The organism is Pseudomonas asturiensis, assembly GCF_900143095.1.
Taxonomy (GTDB): domain Bacteria; phylum Pseudomonadota; class Gammaproteobacteria; order Pseudomonadales; family Pseudomonadaceae; genus Aquipseudomonas; species Aquipseudomonas asturiensis.
Genome location: NZ_FRDA01000001.1, coordinates 43,348 through 62,333, shown reverse-complemented (window position 1 = coordinate 62,333; position 18,986 = coordinate 43,348). Strand labels below are relative to the sequence as shown.

19 protein-coding genes are annotated in these 18,986 nt (G+C 60.6%); 5 read left to right on the top strand and 14 right to left on the bottom strand.

Going from position 1 to position 18,986, the window contains the following annotated elements:
* Position 1 precedes the first annotated feature (1 nt).
* Positions 2-541 carry a molybdenum cofactor biosynthesis protein B gene (moaB, locus tag BUB69_RS00375; protein WP_024687984.1) on the bottom strand — a complete coding sequence of 180 codons (540 nt, stop codon included), beginning with the start codon at positions 539-541 and terminating at the stop codon, positions 2-4.
* 76 nt (positions 542-617) lie between these two features.
* On the opposite strand from moaB, the gene mobA reads away from it, so the two are divergent.
* Both mobA and BUB69_RS00365 read left to right on the top strand, forming a co-directional pair.
* Positions 618-1,223 carry a molybdenum cofactor guanylyltransferase MobA gene (gene mobA / locus BUB69_RS00370; protein ID WP_073161760.1) on the top strand — a complete coding sequence of 202 codons (606 nt, stop codon included), beginning with the start codon at positions 618-620 and terminating at the stop codon, positions 1,221-1,223.
* 73 nt (positions 1,224-1,296) lie between these two features.
* Complete coding sequence (locus BUB69_RS00365; protein ID WP_024687986.1) at positions 1,297-1,521, top strand: YgdI/YgdR family lipoprotein; 225 nt, start codon at positions 1,297-1,299, stop codon at positions 1,519-1,521.
* Between the two features lie 70 nt (positions 1,522-1,591).
* Here BUB69_RS00365 and BUB69_RS00360 read toward each other — a convergent pair whose 3' ends face one another.
* On the bottom strand, positions 1,592-2,482 hold the full coding sequence (locus tag BUB69_RS00360) for a pseudouridine synthase (RefSeq protein WP_073161759.1): 891 nt from the start codon (positions 2,480-2,482) through the stop codon (positions 1,592-1,594).
* Positions 2,483-2,670: 188 nt separating this feature from the next.
* Between BUB69_RS00360 and BUB69_RS00355 the strand changes: the two genes are divergently transcribed.
* Positions 2,671-3,525: a shikimate dehydrogenase gene (locus BUB69_RS00355; protein WP_073161758.1), complete on the top strand. Its 855-nt coding sequence runs from the start codon at positions 2,671-2,673 to the stop codon at positions 3,523-3,525.
* Between the two features lie 17 nt (positions 3,526-3,542).
* Here the strand turns inward: BUB69_RS00355 and BUB69_RS00350 are convergent, their stop codons facing one another.
* Together BUB69_RS00350 and quiC are read right to left on the bottom strand one after the other, a co-directional pair.
* The gene (locus BUB69_RS00350; protein ID WP_073161757.1) at positions 3,543-4,214 is read right to left on the bottom strand and encodes a TetR/AcrR family transcriptional regulator; all 672 of its coding nucleotides are present in this window, start codon (positions 4,212-4,214) and stop codon (positions 3,543-3,545) included.
* Positions 4,215-4,322: 108 nt separating this feature from the next.
* Positions 4,323-6,230, bottom strand: a complete 1,908-nt coding sequence (gene quiC, locus BUB69_RS00345; protein WP_073162227.1) for a 3-dehydroshikimate dehydratase QuiC — start codon at positions 6,228-6,230, stop codon at positions 4,323-4,325.
* 598 nt (positions 6,231-6,828) lie between these two features.
* Between quiC and BUB69_RS00340 the strand changes: the two genes are divergently transcribed.
* Positions 6,829-8,157, top strand: coding sequence for an MFS transporter (locus BUB69_RS00340; protein WP_073161756.1), 1,329 nt, complete (start codon positions 6,829-6,831; stop codon positions 8,155-8,157).
* A 130-nt stretch (positions 8,158-8,287) separates the two neighbouring features.
* Here BUB69_RS00340 and BUB69_RS00335 read toward each other — a convergent pair whose 3' ends face one another.
* Positions 8,288-9,175 carry a DMT family transporter gene (locus BUB69_RS00335; protein WP_073161755.1) on the bottom strand — a complete coding sequence of 296 codons (888 nt, stop codon included), beginning with the start codon at positions 9,173-9,175 and terminating at the stop codon, positions 8,288-8,290.
* Between the two features lie 222 nt (positions 9,176-9,397).
* Here BUB69_RS00335 and BUB69_RS00330 point away from each other — a divergent pair, with 222 nt between their 5' ends.
* The gene (locus BUB69_RS00330; RefSeq protein ID WP_073161754.1) at positions 9,398-10,654 is read left to right on the top strand and encodes an OprD family porin; all 1,257 of its coding nucleotides are present in this window, start codon (positions 9,398-9,400) and stop codon (positions 10,652-10,654) included.
* A gap of 67 nt (positions 10,655-10,721) precedes the next feature.
* Here BUB69_RS00330 and pcaC read toward each other — a convergent pair whose 3' ends face one another.
* From pcaC to BUB69_RS00285, 9 genes are all read right to left on the bottom strand, one after another.
* Positions 10,722-11,120: a 4-carboxymuconolactone decarboxylase gene (gene pcaC / locus BUB69_RS00325; protein ID WP_073161753.1), complete on the bottom strand. Its 399-nt coding sequence runs from the start codon at positions 11,118-11,120 to the stop codon at positions 10,722-10,724.
* Entirely contained in the window at positions 11,117-12,478 is a 1,362-nt protein-coding gene (locus BUB69_RS00320; RefSeq protein WP_073161752.1) for a 3-carboxy-cis,cis-muconate cycloisomerase, read from the bottom strand. Before BUB69_RS00320 ends, pcaC begins: the two co-directional genes overlap by 4 nt.
* 24 nt (positions 12,479-12,502) lie before the next feature.
* Positions 12,503-13,852, bottom strand: coding sequence for a 4-hydroxybenzoate transporter PcaK (pcaK, locus tag BUB69_RS00315; protein ID WP_073161751.1), 1,350 nt, complete (start codon positions 13,850-13,852; stop codon positions 12,503-12,505).
* Positions 13,853-13,918: 66 nt separating this feature from the next.
* The gene (pcaG, locus tag BUB69_RS00310) at positions 13,919-14,521 is read right to left on the bottom strand and encodes a protocatechuate 3,4-dioxygenase subunit alpha (protein ID WP_073161750.1); all 603 of its coding nucleotides are present in this window, start codon (positions 14,519-14,521) and stop codon (positions 13,919-13,921) included.
* An 11-nt stretch (positions 14,522-14,532) separates the two neighbouring features.
* Positions 14,533-15,252, bottom strand: coding sequence for a protocatechuate 3,4-dioxygenase subunit beta (pcaH, locus tag BUB69_RS00305; RefSeq protein WP_073161749.1), 720 nt, complete (start codon positions 15,250-15,252; stop codon positions 14,533-14,535).
* 133 nt (positions 15,253-15,385) lie between these two features.
* Positions 15,386-16,315 carry a pca operon transcription factor PcaQ gene (pcaQ, locus tag BUB69_RS00300; protein WP_073161748.1) on the bottom strand — a complete coding sequence of 310 codons (930 nt, stop codon included), beginning with the start codon at positions 16,313-16,315 and terminating at the stop codon, positions 15,386-15,388.
* A 36-nt stretch (positions 16,316-16,351) separates the two neighbouring features.
* Positions 16,352-16,594 carry a glutaredoxin family protein gene (locus tag BUB69_RS00295; protein ID WP_073161747.1) on the bottom strand — a complete coding sequence of 81 codons (243 nt, stop codon included), beginning with the start codon at positions 16,592-16,594 and terminating at the stop codon, positions 16,352-16,354.
* A gap of 94 nt (positions 16,595-16,688) precedes the next feature.
* Positions 16,689-17,309, bottom strand: coding sequence for a hypothetical protein (locus tag BUB69_RS00290; protein WP_073161746.1), 621 nt, complete (start codon positions 17,307-17,309; stop codon positions 16,689-16,691).
* Between the two features lie 76 nt (positions 17,310-17,385).
* Positions 17,386-18,471 (bottom strand): acyltransferase family protein, encoded by a 1,086-nt coding sequence (locus BUB69_RS00285; RefSeq protein ID WP_073161745.1) that lies wholly within the window; start codon positions 18,469-18,471, stop codon positions 17,386-17,388.
* Positions 18,472-18,986: the final 515 nt, after the last annotated feature.

Here is an 18,986-nt window from a genome sequence, read left to right as displayed (position 1 = left end):
GTCAACCACGGGTCGCGCAGGGCTCGGCCTGCTTGAGGTGCGGGACAAAATTGCACGGACGGAAACGCGAGTCCAGCTGCTGGGCCAGGATGCCGTCCCAAGCGGTACGCACCGCATTGGTGGAACCCGGCAGGCAGCATACCAACGTGCCATTGGACAGCCCGGCCAGCGCGCGGGACTGAATGGTCGAGGTGCCGATGTCCGGAACCGAAATCTGCCGGAACAGCTCGCCAAACCCATCGACCTGCTTGTCCAGCAGACAAGCCACCGCTTCCGGCGTGCTGTCGCGGCCAGTAAAGCCTGTACCGCCCGTGATCAAGACGACTTGAACCTGCTCGTCGGCAATCCAGGTCGCCACCTGGGCACGAATTTTGTAAAGATCGTCCTTGAGCAGGACACGCTCGATCAGGCCGTGACCGGCTTCGGTCAGGCGGTCGACGAACATCTGGCCCGAGGTATCGGTTTCGCGGGTACGGGTGTCGCTGACGGTCAGCACAGCGATATTCAGGGGTACAAAAGGTGTGTCAGCCTTCGCTTTCATGGCCTCGATCCGGTTGTTAAGGGAACAGGCCGGTGTTATATCACAGCACTCCTTTTCGCTGCCCGTCGAGTGTCCGATGAACGCCCCTGCCCCACTGCCTCCCTGCTCGATTCTGCTGCTCGCAGGAGGTCGCGGACAGCGTATGGGCGGTCGCGACAAAGGGCTGATCGAATGGCGGGGCGAGCCCATGATCCAGCATCTGCATCGTTTGACGCGGCCGCTGACCGACGACCTGATCATTTCCTGCAACCGTAATCTGGATCGATACGCCACCTACGCCGACCAGGTGATTCAGGACAGTGACACCGATTTCAACGGTCCGCTGGCCGGGATCCGCGCCGCGCTCCCGCTGGCACGACATGCAGCGCTTCTGGTGCTGCCCTGCGACGTGCCACTGATCGATGAGTCGCTGCTGCAGGCGCTACGCGAAACGGCCGGCAGGCACCCGGATAACCCGGTCATGGTGCGTGAAGGCGAACACTGGCAGCCACTTTTATGTATCATCCCGACCGCGCACGCTGCCATGCTGGAAGCCGCATGGCAGAGCGGCGAACGCAGTCCACGGCGAGCCCTGGCACCGCTGCAGCCGATCGCGTTGCAGGTCGACGCCGACGACCCGAGACTGGCGAACCTGAACACACCCTGTCTACTGGCCGGGATAGATGACAACCGACGCAAGTGACTGGTCATTGAACTTGCTGCGGGTGTATACGTCTTACGGTCAGTTAATCAAGAATCCATCTGGAGACACAGTAATGAAACAACGGACCCTTCCCGCTGCCTTTCTGCTTGCACTGGGCATCGCCTCCCTGGCTGGCTGCGCATCGCCCACTGTGATCACCCTGAATGATGGTCGTGAAATCCAGTCTGTCGACACGCCGAAGTACGATGAAGATTCCGGCTTCTACGAGTTCAAGCAACTTGATGGCAAGCAAACCCGCATCAATAAGGATCAGGTACGTACCGTCAAGGATCTGTGATCCTCGCGTAGCGTCCCTGATGTGAAAAAACCCGCCGAGTGCGGGTTTTTTTCGCCTGCTCGCTTTATGGCTACCAGTCGAGCTGCAACCGGCTTTGAAATTCACGCGGCTCGTTGCTCAGCGGATCATCGAAACGCAGCGCCTTGGCCAGCAGTTTCAGCGGCTGCTGATCGTCATCGACCGCATCCTTGATCACCTGCGGATAGAACGGATCGTTGCAGATCGCAGCGCCCAGTGCGGCCATGTGTACACGCAGTTGATGCTTCTTCCCGGTAACCGGATACAGCCCGTAACGCCACAACGGCCCATTACGCTCAAGCACTTCAATGCGGGTCCGGGTGTTGGCCGGGCCTGAAGCTTCCTGCATGCGGAAAAACGGCTCGCCATCCACCAGACGGCTCTCATGCATCCGTGGGAACGCCAGCGACGGCAGCGCTGGGGCAATGGCCTCGTAGAACTTTTCGATACGTCGCGTCGGAAACAGCGCCTGATAGGCAGAACGCGTCTGCCGGTTCGCCGAAAACAGCACCAGCCCGGCGGTGTGGCGGTCGATGCGATGCAAGGGCACCAGGTCCGGATTATCCAGACGATGGATCAGGCGTCGCAACAGGGTTTGCTCGACGTATTCCCCTGCTGGCGTCACTGGCAGGAAGTGCGGCTTGTCGGCCACCACCAAGTGCTCGTCGGCGTACAGAATCGTCTCGACGACACGGATCGGCTTCTCGTTCGGCACTTCGCGAAAATAATGAATCTTCAGACCCTCGCGGTACGCCAGGTCAGCCGTGATGGCTTGACCTTCGGCGTCCAGAACCCGGCCTCGGGCGATGCGATCCAGCCATTGCTCACGGCTGATGGCGGTGAATTTCGCACACAGGCAATCCAGCACCGTCGTCCACGGGCCTGCTGGCAGATACAACGTGCTGGCTTGCTGTCGGGCAGCGTGAAAAACGGACTCGGACATGCGTGGACTCGTGACGGTTGAATGAGCCTGAAGCGGCTGGCCGGGCATTATCGCCGATCGGGGCGATCACCGCACAGAATCAACACATGACAACCGATCTGCCACTGCGTCACTATTAACCATCTGGTACATTTTTTAAAAACCCGCTCGCAACCGGGCGGCAAGACAAAAACAAGAGACATATTGTCATGAGCCAAGCTGAACACACTTCCGTCCTCGCCGGCCTGATCGGCTCGGGCATTCAGGCCTCTCGCACACCGGCCCTGCATGAACACGAAGGTGACGCCCAAGGCATGCGTTACCTGTATCGGCTGATCGACATCGATGCACTCAAGCTGGACATCAGCGCCCTGCCCCGCCTTATTGAAGGCGCGCGTGACTGCGGCTTCACCGGTCTGAACATCACCTTTCCCTGCAAACAGGCAGTCATTCCGTTGCTGGATGAGTTGTCCGAGGAAGCGCGTGGCATCGGCGCGGTCAATACCGTGGTGTTCAAGGACGGCAAAAGCACCGGCCATAACACTGACTGCCTGGGTTTTGCCGAGGGTTTCAAGCGCGGTCTGGACAAAGCGCCCCGTCAACATGTGGTGCAAATGGGCGCAGGCGGAGCCGGTGCTGCGGTGGCCTACGCGTTGCTGGGCGCAGGCGTCGAGCGCCTGAGCGTATTCGAGGTCGAGCCACAGCGCGCCCAAGGCCTGGTGGACAACCTGAACAGCCACTTCGGTGCCGGACGTGCGCAGGTCGGTCTGGACCTGGCGGCCGCGATGGCCGAGGCCGATGGCGTGGTCAATACCACGCCGGTCGGCATGGCCAAACTGCCTGGCACGCCGCTGCCGGTCGAGCTGCTGCGGGCCGCGCAGTGGGTTGCGGAAATCATCTACTTCCCGCTGGAAACCGAGCTGCTCAAGCACGCCCGTGCGCTGGGCTGCCGTACGCTGGATGGCACGACCATGGCGGTCTTTCAGGCGGTGAAAGCCTTCGAGCTGTTCAGCGGCCGGTCGGCGGATGCCGAGCGCATGATGCAGCACTTCCACAGCCTGTAAAAATCAGGCGGTGAGGATCACGCCTTGAGGTAGCGCAGCACAGCGTCGCAAATCATCGCTTTGTGGCGCTGCTTGACCTCATCGCTCCACAGCTCGATCTGGAAAATCTCGCTGAAGGTGTGGCGGTTCGAGATCCGATAGAAACAGAACGAGCTGATCATCAGGTGCAGGTCTATCGGATGAACCCCTGCGCGAAACGCCCCGCTGTCTTCGCCGCGCCGCAAAATGTCTTCCAGCGCCCGGATGATGTTCTGGCTCTTGGCCTGAATGGTGTCCGACTGTTTGACGTTTTCGCCGTAATGAATGTTTTCGATGCACACGATGCGTACGAAATCGACGTTGCTGTCGTGATGGTCGAAGGTGAATTCCACAACCCGATGAATCGCCTCGATGGGCGCCAGTTCGCCCAGGTTCAGCTCGCTTTCAGTGTTGCGGATCGCGCCGTAAAGCTTTTCCAGCACTTCGACATACAGCTGTTCCTTGCTGCCGAAGTAGTAGTAGATCATTCGCTTGGACGTCTGGGTGCGCTCGGCGATCGCATCGACGCGCGCGCCTGAAAGCCCATGGGCAACGAATTCGGCCACAGCGGCCTGGAGAATGTCTTCGCGGGTTTTTTCCGGATTGTTCTTGCGGCCCCTCGCAGGCAGCGTGACAGGTTCGAGGGCAACGGCGTCGTCGGTTGTTTTCATTATTGGCTCATGACCACGGGTGATACGCGGAGTATGCCGCCGACGGCATAGCCAGGGAAGCTGCAAGACACCTGAGCGCCTGCAGCCACACACCGGCCATGATCGACTTCAGAGCCGCGCCTGACGCACCGCCACACTACGCGCCTTGGCCATCGCGGCCAGACGCACCGCAACGTTGGCCGCGCCATAACCGATGTAGCCGTTCTTGCGCTGCAGAATCTCGAAGAAGAAACGTCCGTCGAACGCGTCGGTGTAGACGTGAAACAGCTCGCCACCCTGTGCGTCACGGTCGTACAACACGTTGTAGTACGCCAGTTCGCTCAGGAACTCGTCGTCGAAATCGAAGCGTGCCGCCAGGTCATCGTAGTAATTGAGCGGGATGTCCAGCAGCGGCACACCGGCTTCCTTGGCGCGGCTGACCTCGGCAAAGATGTCTTCGCAGGAGAATGCGATGTGGTGAACGCCCGAGCCGCGATAGCTCGACAGCGCATGGGAAATCGCCGTGTTGCGGTTTTCGGAGATATTCAACGGCAGTCGGACGGTGCTGCAACGGCTGCGCAAGGCGCGGCTCTTGACCAGGCCGTAAGGGTCCGGCAGCACCACTTCGTCGTCGGCCTCGAAGTCCAGAATGCTCTTGTAGAACAGCACCCAGCTGTCCAGGCTGTCTGCCGGCAGTGCCATCGCCATGTGGTCGATGCGCTGCAGACCGCCTTTACTGGCGGCCTGCGGGTTGACGACGAAATCGCTGTCATAGATCGAATCACCCGGCGCGGCGTTGTCGACCAGGTAGATCAGGCTGCCATCAGGCGCACGCACCGATGGAATCTCGCGCTCGTTGGGACCGACCAGCCCCCGATAAGGCTGGCCTTTGAAGGCCCGCGCACGCTCCAGTGCCTGATGGCCGTCATCAACCCGCAAGGCGGTTGCGCACAGCGACGGGCCATGGGCTTCGAAAAAGCTGTGCGCGAAGGAATAAGGCTCGGCGTTAAGCACGATCTTGATGTCGCCCTGCCCCAGCAGACTGACTGCCTTGGAGCGGTGCTGACCCAGCTTGGCGAAACCCAGCCGCTCCAGCCAGCCCGACAGACGCGCGCCGTGGCTTTCATCAACGGCGAACTCGAGAAACTCGACCCCGTTGTAGGTACTGGCCGGTGGCGGGCTGAAGAGGATATCCGGAATGTTCGTTTCGGCCTCACGGGCCATCAACTGGCGGGTCTTTTCTTCCAGGTACAGCAGCGAACGCAAACCGTCAGCGGCATTGGCGCGCGTTGGGGCCGCGCGGAAGCCATCGTTGAAGACTTCCAGCGACAACGGGCCGGTGTAGCCCGTGCGCAGGATCGGCGCCAGAAAACCCGCCAGATCGAACTCGCCCTGGCCGGGGAAGCAGCGGAAATGACGGCTCCACTCCAGCACGTCCATGGCCAGAACAGGTGCGTCGGCCATCTGCACGAAGAAGATCTTGTCGCCCGGGATCTGTGCAATCGCACTCGGGTCGCCCTTCAGCGACAGGGTGTGGAAGCTGTCGAGCAGAACGCCCAGCGCCGGGTGATCTACCTGACGCACCAGGTTCCAGACCTGCTGCCAGGTGTTCACGTGACGCCCCCACGCGAGGGCCTCGTAGCCGACCCGCAAGCCACGCGCGCCAGCGCGCTCAGCCAACAGGCTCAGGTCGTCGAGCAGGATGTTTTCGTCGCCCACAGAGTCGGCGGATGCGTTGCTGCAGACCAGCACCAGATCGGTGCCCAGCTCCTGCATCAGGTCGAATTTGCGCTCGGCACGGTCCACGTTGCGCTGCAAGCGATCACGGCGGCAGCCTTCAAAGTCGCGGAACGGCTGAAACAGGGTGATCGCAATGCCCAGGTCGGCACACATCTGCCGGACGTTGCGCGGGCTGCCGTCGTAGTACAAAAGGTCGTTTTCGAAAATCTCGACGCCATCAAAGCCGGCTGCGGCGATGGCCTCGAGCTTTTCGGGCAGAGTACCGCTCAAGGATACGGTGGCAATTGAACGCTGCATGCTTTTCAGCTCCTGGATGAACACGACCCTTTGGATCGTGACTGGACAGCACCGCATTCCTGGCCTTTCTCGGCCTTATTCAGAGGTGCGAGTAAAGTATTTCCCTGTCAAAATACTACAGCAACACAAAGTGTACGAACTGGTTAGTTTTACGTTCGATTATCGAACAGAAGCCGTTTTACTCAATTGACGCTGTACCGCGCAATGCTCAACATCAGCTCCACCTTGCAGCGCAATCGATGGTTTTGATCACGCTTCATCAGCAGCAACCATAACAATTCAAACAACAGGAACATTGCTCATGTGCACCCTTCCCGCTCCGTCCGCCAGCTCGTCCATCCGTCATTCTCGATTGCAGGCTCGAACAAGCCATCTGGCCAGAAGCCAGGTCGCGCGCCTCATCGCCTGAAACAATCCAGCGCACTCGACGGCAACAGCCTGTAAATTACCCGCCCGCAGGATCGTCTCGAAAAGGCCTTGAGCCTCTGAACTTTCGAACCCGGCGGTTTTACTTTACACGCCTGACGCTTGAATCGAGTGGACTTCTCAGTCCGACTGTCGCCAGCAGCGCAGTCTTGGAACGGATGGTTAGAACATCATGCTCAATACCCAGACCAACCCTGTCGCCCAGGCCGCCCGTGCGGGCATGGGCGAAAAGATTCGCGGCGCACTCGCCGTGGGCAAGACTCGCTGGGGCATGCTCGCTCTGGTGTTCTTCGCCACTACGCTGAACTACATCGACCGCGCAGCCCTCGGGGTCATGCAACCGATTCTTGCCAAGGAGATGAGCTGGACGGCGATGGATTACGCCAACATCAACTTCTGGTTCCAGGTCGGTTACGCGGTAGGCTTCGTGCTTCAGGGCCGCTTCATCGACCGGGTCGGCGTCAAGCGTGCGTTCTTTCTGGCGGTCCTGCTGTGGAGCCTGGCAACCGGTGCACATGGCCTGGCCACTTCAGCGGTCGGCTTCATGGTCTGCCGATTCATTCTGGGCCTGACAGAAGCAGCCAACTACCCGGCCTGCGTCAAGACCACACGCTTGTGGTTCCCGGCTGGCGAACGTGCGGTTGCCACCGGTATCTTTAACGCCGGGACCAACGTCGGCGCCATGCTGACTCCGGCGCTGTTGCCGCTGATCCTGACCGTCTGGGGCTGGCAGGCTGCGTTCGTGGCGATGGGCTCGCTCGGTCTGATCTGGGTCATCCTGTGGCGCCTGAAGTACTACAACCCTGAAGAACACCCGACCGTCAGCAAGAGCGAGCTGGACTACATCAATCAGGAAGTCGAGCCTGAGCCTGTCAAAATGCCGTTCTCGGCCATCCTGAAAATGCGCGGCACCTGGGCCTTCGCCCTGGCGTATGCGATCACCGCGCCGGTGTTCTGGTTCTACCTTTATTGGCTGCCGCCGTTCCTCAATCAGCAATACAACCTGGGCATCAGCGTCACCCAGATGGGCATTCCGCTGATTCTGATCTGGCTGACCGCTGACTTTGGCAGCATTGGCGGCGGCATTCTGTCCTCGTGGCTGATCGGACGAGGCGTACGGGCCACCACGGCGCGACTGGTCTCGATGCTGATCTTCGCCATCACCATCTGCAGCGTGGTCTTTGCCGCCAACGCCAGCGGCCTGTGGGTCGCCGTACTGGCCATCTCGCTGGCCGTCGGTGCGCACCAGGCCTGGACTGCCAACATCTGGAGCCTGGTGATGGACTACACGCCCAAACACATGATGAGCACGGTGTTCGGCTTCGGCGGCATGTGTGCAGCCATCGGTGGCATGTTCATGACCCAGATCGTCGGCGCGGTACTGACCGCCACCAACAACAACTACAACGTGTTGTTCACCATGATCCCGGCGATGTACTTCATCGCACTGATCTGGATGTACTTCATGGCCCCGCGCAAGGTACCTAACCTGAGCCAATGATCAGTAGATGCACATGAGAAAGGCCCGTTCACGTGAGTGAGCGGGCCTTTTTTGCCATCTGCAACGGATAAACAGTCGTCTTCGCAAGCCGGCCCGCGTCCATACTGGCTGCCCAACCGTGTTTACAGAGTTAAGCGCCTTTACGCCGCTGCTGCCACGCCGCCGCCAGGCCACTCAGGCAGATGATCGCGATGCCCGCCTGGGCCGTCGGCGAGGGCATGTGATCGAACACGATGAACCCCAGCAACCCGGCAAACACGATCTGGCAGTAGCTGAAAGGCGCCAGCATCGCGGGCGCAGCAAAGCGGAACGCCTGGGTCAGCAGCAGGTGCGCGGCCATGCCACAAGCGCCCAGCGCCAGCAGAAATGGCAGGTGCCTGAGCGCAGGCATTTCCCAGAAGAACGGCACCAGCGCACTCATCAGCAAGGTATTGAACAAGCCGGCGAAAAAGTTGCTGGTGGTGGGGCTGTCGAAAGGGCTGACCAGTCGGGTCAGCAACTGATAGAGCGCAAAGCACAAGGCCGAAGACAGCGGCAGCAGAATCGCGGGCGTAAACAATTCGCCGCCCGGATGAATGATGATCATCACCCCGATGAAGCCGACAATCACCGCAATCCACTGCCCGCGCGTCACCCGCTCGTGCAGCAGCGGCACCGACAGCGCGGTAACCAACAATGGCGCAAGAAAGTTGACCGCCGTGGCCTCGGCCTGCGGAATGAACATCAGGCTGCTGGTGAACAACAGACTGGTGCCCAGCAGGGCCAGCGCACGCAAGGCCTGCAGCCCAGGGCGCTTGGTGCGCAGTACACGCAAGCCTGAAGACGGCATGAAGATGCAGGCCATCAGCAGCGTGTGCACCAGGTAGCGCGCCCACACCACTAGAATGATCGGATAAAAGCCGGAGAGGTATTTGGAGAGCGTGTCGTGGCTGGCAAACAGAAACGTGGCCAGCAGGATGAAACCGATACCTTTGAGAGGTTGATTGACGCCGGACAGGGGCGTACTGGCAGTGCTCATCGGGCTTCCTTACTCAATTATTGTCGGGCTGAATGCGCGCGGGAGGTGCGGATTGATGAGCATCGCAGCCTGTCCTCGCATCGTCCCGCATAAAATGTTCGAACCGGTTCATTAACGTTCGGTAATCGCCCGAAAACACGTTTTCACAATTGCAGACACCCTTCTGCCCTTTCACTATCACAGCCAGTTCCACCGACTGAATAACTACAAAAAAGGTCTTCCATGCGCTCATCTCTTCGCTGCAAAGTCGTTTGCGGTCTCTCTGCGGCCATCTCGGCCAGCCTGACGCCCACTGTCAGCCACGCCGCAGGCTTCGTCGAAGATGCCAAGGTGAATCTGAACCTACGCAACTTCTATATCAACCGCAACTTCGTCGACCCGGCCAATGCGCAGAACTACGCCGAGGAATGGACCCAGAACTTCATCCTCGACGCTCGCTCCGGCTTCACACAGGGCACTGTGGGTTTCGGCGTCGACGTACTGGGTCTCTACTCGCTCAAACTGGACGGCGGCAAAGGCACCGGCGGCACACAATTACTGCCGATCCATAGCGATGGACGTCCCGCGGACGACTTCGGACGCCTGGCCGTGGCAGGCAAGGCGCGTTTTTCCAAAACCGAACTGAAAGTCGGTGAATGGATGCCCGTGCTGCCGATTCTGCGCTCCGACGACGGCCGATCCCTGCCGCAGACATTCCAGGGCGGTCAGGTCACGTCCAAAGAGATCGACGGTCTGACCCTCTACGGCGGCCAGTTCCGCGGCAACAGCCCGCGCAACGACGCCAGCATGGAAGACATGTCCATGAACGGGCGTGCGGCTTTCACCTCGGACCGTTTCAACTTCGGTGGCGGTGAATACGTCTTCAACGAGAAACGCACTCAGGTCGGCCTGTGGTACGCCGAACTTGAAGACATCTACCACCAGCAATACGTCAACCTACTGCATAGCCAGCCATTGGGCAGCTGGACGCTGGGCGCCAACCTCGGGTACTTCCAGGGCAAGGACGACGGCCAGTCGCTGGCAGGCGATCTGGACAACAAGACCTGGTCGGCCCTGCTCTCGGCCCGCCAGGGCGGCAACACGTTCTACGTGGGCCTGCAGAAGGTCAGCGGCGACAGCGCGTGGATGCGTGTCAACGGCACCAGCGGCGGTACTCTGGCCAACGACAGCTACAACTCCAGCTTCGACAACGCCCGGGAAAAATCCTGGCAACTGCGCCATGACTACGATTTCGCGGGCCTGGGCGTGCCCGGTCTGACCCTGATGAACCGCTACATCAGCGGCGAAAACGTGCACACTGGCGCGATCACTGATGGCGAAGAATGGGCACGCGAAACCGAGCTGGCCTATGTATTCCAGAGCGGCGCATTCAAGAGCCTGTCACTCAAGTGGCGCAATTCGACCATGCGTCGCGACTACAGCACCAACCAGTTCGACGAGAACCGCGTAATCGTCAGCTACCCGCTTTCACTGCTCTGATCCCGCCCGTCCCACGAAAAACGCCGCCGCCGTTCAACACGGCGGTGGCGTTTTCAGTTCAACCGGATCACGCCTGGTTCAGCGACTCCACGCCCATCTCGTCCCACACCTCTTCAGCCAGGTGAAAGGTGGCGTTGGCCGCAGGAATGCCGCAATAGATCGCACTCTGCATCAACACTTCCTTGATCTCCTCGCGGGTCACGCCATTGTTTTTGGCGGCTTTAAGGTGCAGGCGCAGCTCACCTTCGCGGTTCATGCCGATGAGCATGGCGATGGTAATCAGGCTTCGGGTATGACGTGGCAGGCCGGGGCGTGTCCAGATATCACCCCAGGCATGCCGGGTGATCATTTCCTGAAACTCCTCGTTGAACGGCGTCAGCTTTTTAAGGCTGTTGTCGACATGTGTATCGCCCAATACGGCGCGGCGCACCTGCATGCCGGCCTGGTAACGTTCGTCTTCGGTCATTGCGTGATCCTTGTGTGTTCGGCCACGGCGCGCTCGACCCAACGTCGAGCCTGGCCAAGGTAATGGGCCGGATCGAGCAAACGATCCAGCTCGTCAGAAGAAAGTTGTGCCGTCACCTGAGGGTTTTCGCCCAGCACCTGACGCAGGTGAGCGCCCCGCTCCACGGCCTGACGACAGCTCTGCTCGATCAGATGATGCGCGGCGTCGCGGCCGATACGCTGGGCCAGCGCAATGCTGACGGCCTCGGCCAGCACCAGCCCCTGAGTGGACTCCAGGTTGACCCGCATGCGCCCGGCATCGACCTGCAGGCCTGGCACCATGTGCAGCGCCTGCTGCAAGGAACCGGACACCAGGCAACACAGTTCAGGCAGGGTTTCCCACTCGGCGTGCCATAAACCCAGGCTGCGTTCGTGTTCCTGAGGCATCGCCGCAAACATCGTGGCGACCAGACCCGGCGCACGTGTCGCTGCGCCGATCATGACGGCAGCCCCCACCGGATTGCGCTTGTGCGGCATGGTCGACGACCCGCCCTTACCCGGCGCGGAAGGCTCGAACACTTCACCCACCTCGGTCTGCATCAACAGGCTGACATCGCGGCCCAGCTTGCCCAGGCTGCCGGCGATCAGGCCGAGCCACGAAGCGAACTCCACCAGTCGATCCCGTTGCGTGTGCCAAGGCTGTTCGGGCAGTTCCAGGTGCAGCTCGGCGGCCAGCGCTTGCGCCACATCGAACGCCTGATCGCCCAAGGCCGCCAGACTGCCGGATGCGCCGCCGAATTGCAGGCACAACAGGCGTGGTTTGATTTCCTGCAGGCGCTGTTGATGGCGCGTGACGGCCCCCAGCCAGCCCGCAATTTTCATCCCCAACGTGACGGGCGTAGCCTGTTGCAGCCAGGTGCGACCGGCCAGCGGCGTTGCGGCATGAGCCTGCGCCTGTTGCGCCAGCGACGCGCCCAGTTGAGCCAGGTCGCGCTCCAGCAGGTCAATGGCGCTGCGAATCTGCAGAATCAGCCCACTGTCCATCACGTCCTGACTGGTGGCCCCCATATGCACGTAGCGTTCGGCTTCGGGGCTGTGTGCAGCGATGCGTTTGCCCAGCGCCTTGACCAGCGGAATCGCCGAGTTGCCCGCGTTGCCGATGGCAACCGCCAGCTCATCGAAATCGAACAGCTCGGCACGGCAGCTTTGCGTGATATCCGCGACCACACCCTGCGGAATCAGACCGACCCGGGCCTGAGCCCGCGCCAGTGCTGCCTCGACATCAAGCATGCCCTGTACGCGCCCCTCGTCAGAAAAAATCCGGCGCATGTCAGGCTGCGTGAAGTACGCATCGAAAAGTTGATTGCCCGGTCTGTTCACTTCAACGCTCCAGAGTAAAAAGTTTCAAGTGGCGTCCGAATGGCTGACCCAGCCCTTGACCAGGATCGCCAGCGCGGCCAGTGCAGCAGGCACCACCAGCGCCGTCAGCACTTGCTCGAAGGTCCAGCCCAGGCCCAGCAAGGTAGCACCGGCCCACGCGCCAAGAATCGCACCGAAGCGGCCAATGCCCAGCATCCATGACACACCGGTGGCGCGGCCCTGAGTCGGATAGAAGCGTGCCGCCAGCGACGGCATCGCCGATTGCGCGCCGTTGATGCACATGCCCGCGACCAGTACCAGCGTCGCCAGCACCGCCACATTACCCAGGCTTTGCCCGACCAGCCAGGCGAACACGCCCGCCAGTGCGTAGGCTACGCCGATCACCTTGTGCGGGTTGTAACGGTCCATCGCCCAGCCGACGCCCACGGCACTGAGCACACCGCCGAACTGGAACAGCGCACCGATGAACGCGGATTGCTCCATGCTCGCGCCGCTGTCACGCATCAGCGTCGGCAGCCAGCTGGTCAGCAGGTAAACGATCACCAGCCCCATGAAGTACGTCAGCCACAACAGCAAGGTGCCTGCGCTGTAAGTACCCGAGAAAATCACTTTCAGCACGTTGCGACTGCTGACGGTCTTCTGCTCGGGCACGCTGAACGCCGTTATACCCGCCACTTCCTTGGGCGCAATCGGTGCCAGTACCTTGCGAATCCGCTCGGCACCCCGGTTGCGCACCACCAGAAACCGTGCCGACTCCGGCAGCCAGACCATCAGCACGACCGACAACACCAGCGGCAGAATACCGCCGAGCATCAACAGGCTGTGCCAGCCCAGGCTCGGAATCATTTTGGCAGACACGAAACCGCCGCAGGCCATACCGAGGTTGAAGCCGCAGAACATGCTGGTGACCAGCAATGACTTGAGGCGTTCTGGTGTGTACTCGGACAGCAGTGTGGTCGCATTGGGCATCGCCGCACCCAGCCCCAGACCGGTCAGCAGGCGCAGCACCAGCAGTTGATCAATGTTGGTGCTGTAGGCCGACGCCAGGCTGAACAGCCCGAACAGAAACACTGCAACCACCAACACCACCTTGCGACCGAAACGGTCGGCCAGCGGACCTGAGCCCAGCGCGCCAAACACCATGCCGATCAGCGCGGCACTCATCACCGGGCCCAGGCTGGCGCGGTCGATACCCCAGTCCTGACTCAGGGCTGGCGCGATGAAACCCATCGCGGCCGTGTCCAGTCCATCCAGAAAGACGATCAGAAAGCACAGCGCGACCACACGCCACTGATAACCCGACAAGGGCTGAGCGTTGATGAAAGCCTGAACGTCGAGCGTGCCCGTCGCAGGCCCGCGAGCGGATAGTGTCATGAACATTTCCTTTTATTTTTATTAGCGGCACCTGCGTTTGCAGGCGCCGTGTAGCACGCAGCTCAATCAAAAATCGAAAAACACCGTCTCGCCGTCACCCTGCACGCGAATATCAAACCGGTACGCTGGTTTGCCCTCCACTTCGCAGCGGCGCGCGATCAGCGTTTCGCGGCGCTGTGGCTGTTCGATCAGGTTGAGCACCGGATCAACGCCATTGGCCTGCGCTTCGTCGTCGAAATATAGCCGGGTCTGCAAGTGAATATTGATGCCACGGGCGAACAGAGAAACGTTGATGTGCGAAGCCATCGGCACACCGGCCGCGTTGCGCACAGTGCCGGGCTTAATCGTTTTCAGAATCCATTGACCGTCATCGGTCGTGGCCGTACGACCGAAGCCATTGAACAGGTTCGCCGGATCGTATTCGCTGTGATACGCGCCCTCGTGATCGGCCTGCCAGAACTCCAGGTAGGCATCACGAATCAGGTGGCCATTACCATCGAAGACATTGCCCAGCAGAACGATGTGCTCACCCGGCGCGCCCGGCCTGGCCATCTCGTTCCAGATCTCCAGCTCGCGGGTCGGGTTACCGGCCACTTGTGGTGCCAGGCCGATATGCACATAAGGTCCAGCGGTTTGCGAAGGGGTTTCCTGCAGCAGTTGAACGGGCATGTCGGGCCTCCTCAGCAGTTTTCGAAGTGGGTCTTGCGCTGGCCGCGCAGAACAATGTCAAAGCGATACGCCAGGCAATCCATCGGATTGCCCATGGCCAGATCAAGTCGGGCGATCAGGCTTTGCACCGCATCAGGGTCGACGATGGACTTCACGATCGGGCAGATCGGAATCAGCGGATCGCCTTCGAAATACAGCTGGGTGATTAGCCGGGTGGCAATCGACGGGCCGCTGATGGAGACGTGGATGTGCGCCGGACGCCAGTCATTGGGGCCGTTGCGCCAAGGGTACGGGCCGGGCTTGACGGTGCGGAAGCTGTAGTTGCCTTCGCTGTCGGTGAGCGTACGTCCCACGCCGCCGAAATTGGGGTCGATGGGCGCCAGGTAAGCATCGCGCTTGTGACGATAGCGACCACCGGCGTTGGCCTGCCAGATCTCCACCAACGTGTTCGCAACAGGCTTGCCGTACTGATCGCAGACCCGCCCGGCAAGCAGGATGCGCTCACCGATCGGCAGTCCGCCGTTGTTGAAATTGAGCAGCAGGTCGTTGTCGTGCCGACCGAACGTGAGGTGCGAAAAATCCGGCCCCGAGGCTTCGGAAACGGACTGAGGGATACTGACCAGCGCCTGACGCGGCGAGCGCAGGATCGAGGTCTTGTAATCAGGCGTGAGGGCTTTGGGATGCCAGTTGCGATCACGAATGACGAAGCGGCTATTGTCCGCGACAGACATGGCGTTCTCCTTGTTATTGGCTTTTTTATGAGCGCGCGAGCGTGAGCACTTGCGCGACAGGCTGTGGCGAAGTGTCGCGTGCTTTACGCATCATCGAAAACTGAAATAACGCCCCTCATCCATAACCAAATGGTTATGTATAACGCCCAGTGCGGTAAGCCTCTCCGACGACCCTCAATTCATCCACGCACCATTGCGCCGCGCGAGTCAGGGGCAAGGCCGGGTTACTGCACAGCCCGACCGAGCCACCCGGCTCGCGGATACCCATGTCCAGCTCGACCAGCGTCCCGCTTTGCAATTCTTGCAACACCGCATCCAGAGGGGCGATCCAGATGGCATTGCTGCACTGGACATACCGACGGCTCAGCGTCAGCGACAGGGTTTCCAGCCGCTGGCGTGGAGGCTGAATGCCGCACTGCACGAACAGGCTGTCGGCGAACTTGCGGATGGTGGTGCCGGCCAGCGGCAATACCAGCGGGAAATGCTCCAGGCTCTCACGCTTGAGAGGCGCGGCGAGCAGCGGGTGATCGGTGCGCACCACCAGCGTCATCGATTCGTTGTACAGATGCTCGAACGTCAGCCCCTGAATCTGCGGGCTGTCAGTCATTCGGCCGACCACCAGATCCAGCTCCCCGACCCGCAACTGCGACAACAGGTAAGCGCTGGGGCCGGTCATCACGCTGACGATCAACGCCGGATGCTGCGCATGCAACCGGGTGACGACTTCGGGCACCAACAGGCTCTCGGCCGTCGAGAGTACGCCCAGTCGCGCCGTAACTGTCTCATGCTCGCCGGAGCGCAGGCTGTTCACACCTTCGCGCAAGGCCTGAACGCTGGGCCCGGCAAAACGCATGAACGCCACACCGGCCTCAGTCAGCGCCGCGCCACTTTTGCTGCGCACGAAGAGCGTGGTGGCCAGCAGGGTTTCCAGCTCTTTGAGTGTTTTGGACAGCGCGGGCTGGCTGATCGACAACGCATCGCAAGCCCGAGCCAGGCTGCCCTGACGCGCCACTTCAAGAAAGCACACCAGATGGCGAAACTTTATTCGGGTATCGATATTCACTGCGTGTCGTGCCTTGAGGATGAAAAGAAGAGCCGGTCAGTTGCTCAGAAAGGACGCCACCTGGGGCGCATCGAAAGGCCAGTCCAGTTCCTCGCCGGTGTCGACACGGCGCAGCACCGGAATCCGCAACTCGTAACGCTCGAACAGCCACTCATCCTCGCAGATGTCGCGCCGCTCAACCAGCAGACCGCACTCGTCAACGAACGGCAGTAACACCGCCTCGGCGATTTCACACAAGTGACAGTTCAGCGTGCCGAACAGTTGGCACTCAGGCAGCATAGAGCGACCTCCAGTACAAAATGCGTAACGAAACTGACACCTATTCTAGGCTCGCCCTGATCGAACGTCGAGGCGACAGACGGCCGGAGCGCGGCTACAACGGCTCGGTAGGAGCGCGCCAGTCGGGTTGCTTGAAGGCGCGCTCGGAACCGGAAATCTTCACTGAAATCCGGTCCAGCAGTCGTTCGGCGTTGTACTTGGTCGCCGTGCTGCTGATGGCGATGAACAGCAGGCCCACGACCACGGCGGACGACGGGATTCTTCTGGGAACATGGCCCTCAAGGCCCAGCAGAAATGCGCCAGCGGCCAGCGAGCCGACCAAAGCCCCGGCGATTGCCTCGGCCAGTGGATGAATGAACGGTGCGACGCAAAACACGCTGTAGAGCCACCCCAACGTCAACCCAAGCGTCGCACCCGCCCAGCGCAGCCGATGATTGAGCTGACGTGCCAGCAGGCTCAAGCTGACGGTGAGAATCAGGCAGGTGTTCATGGCATGGCCGCTGAGCACGTAGATGCCCAGGCTTTCGATGGCCACGCCCCAGCCCTTGAACAGCACCTTGCTGAGCACGACTGTCGAATAAGCGAAGAAAATTGTCGCGCCCCACAGCAGCGCAGAGCGCTTCGAGCGCGCGGTCCACAGCCACGCGCCGATCACCAGCGCGGCCGGCAGCATGACCGTGATTCCGCCATACGGTGTGATCAGGTGTGGACCCATGTGCAGCCTCCTCGATGTGCGTGTCTCAACGACGCATCACAGCAGAAGACCCGGGCCTGACGCCACGCAAAGTTTTCTATGCACCCACCCTGGCAGCGTCAGCTTTAAAGCGCCGTTTACCGAACGCGTTGGCACGGTCCAGTACCGGTTTCTCGAAGCAGCGATAGCCCACCCAGCCGTAGCACACCGTTGCCGACAGCATGAGCAAGGCGAAGAACAGGTTATCCAGATAGCTCTCGGGCCATGCGCCGACCAGGCTCCAGACACGCCCGATCACTCCGATGACCAGCACGTGGGACAGATAGACCGTGTAGGACATGTCACCGACGGCAACCAGCGGCGCGGGGACGGTTATCTTCCTGCGCCGCTCCAGCAGGGCCAGCGTCAAGGCCAACACACCAAATGTGCTGCCCACCATCAGCATGCGCACCACACCCTGGCTGTCGTAAAGCCGATAGGTCGCAATCAGCGGAACGCCAACCAGCAGCGCTGCCGCCAGCAACGACCAGGTTGCAGACGTCGGCACGCGTGCGCTGTGCCGACCATAGAAGAACAATGCCAGCGCGACACCGATGATGAACTCCAGCGAATAGGGATGCAGAATGATCTTCAACGCCGGGGGATAGTCCTGCCAGTCCTGCAACAGGTTGAACGTCACGATCAGCAGCGCCCAGCCCGCGATCAGCCAGGGCAGATGACGCTCCTTGAACAGCAGCAAGCCGCAAAACACCAGGTAGAACCACAGTTCGAACAGCAGCGACCAGGCGACCATCACCAACAGCACCTTGTCATTGGGCAGCAGCAGGAACGACAGCAGCAAGTTGGACGAACCATGGCCGCTGTTGACCATCCCTGGCTGCACCAGGTAAACCCCAAGGGTGATGAAAAAATACAGCCAGTAGGTCGGGTAGATCCGCGACACCCGGTTGAACAGAAAGCGCCGGGCCTCGACGCCACTCTGAAACCGCCCGCGACTGACAATCACCATCACGAACCCACTGATGACGAAAAAAAGGTCCACCCCGAGCTGAAAGAACTCCAGCGAGGACGGCAACAGGATGTCGCCACCGGAGAATCGTGCCTCGATCGGCATCATGTGAAACAGCACCACACCCAGAACGGCCAGGCCCCTCAATCCTTGCAGCGAGTACAACCGCTCCATGCCCCTCTCCAATCACTGACCGACGCTGCGTCGGTACTTCCAGAACTGCCTTACGTGGTCACGACATCCGGTCCAAGCGAACCAAGGCTCGTGAAAGACCACTTTGCCCGCTGAAGAACCCCTATTTTTTGCAGCAGCGAGTTGGCTTGCGAAGGCGTCAGATCAGTCAACGACTCGTTGCCTGATCGACCGCCACGCCGGCAAGCCGCCTGCCCCCACTCCGGTGTTTTGCCGTGAGGCAGTGCGGTGTCATCCTGCCCACGCACAACGAGCATAGCCAACCGCAGCGAATATGAAACCGCTAAACCACCACCCGGGTTTTTTCTCGTGTTGTGCGCTTATGGAGTAAGGTTGCGCATCTGCCATCGCAACGATGCGCCGATGTGGCGCAAAGGCACCTGCATCGCGCACCAGCGCAAGGCGAAAAGACTGGCCGTACCTGACTTGATTCAGGTGCAGCAATTGAAATGAACCTTCGCCAATTCCCTGTACTCGAACCATCCATACGCCACCAA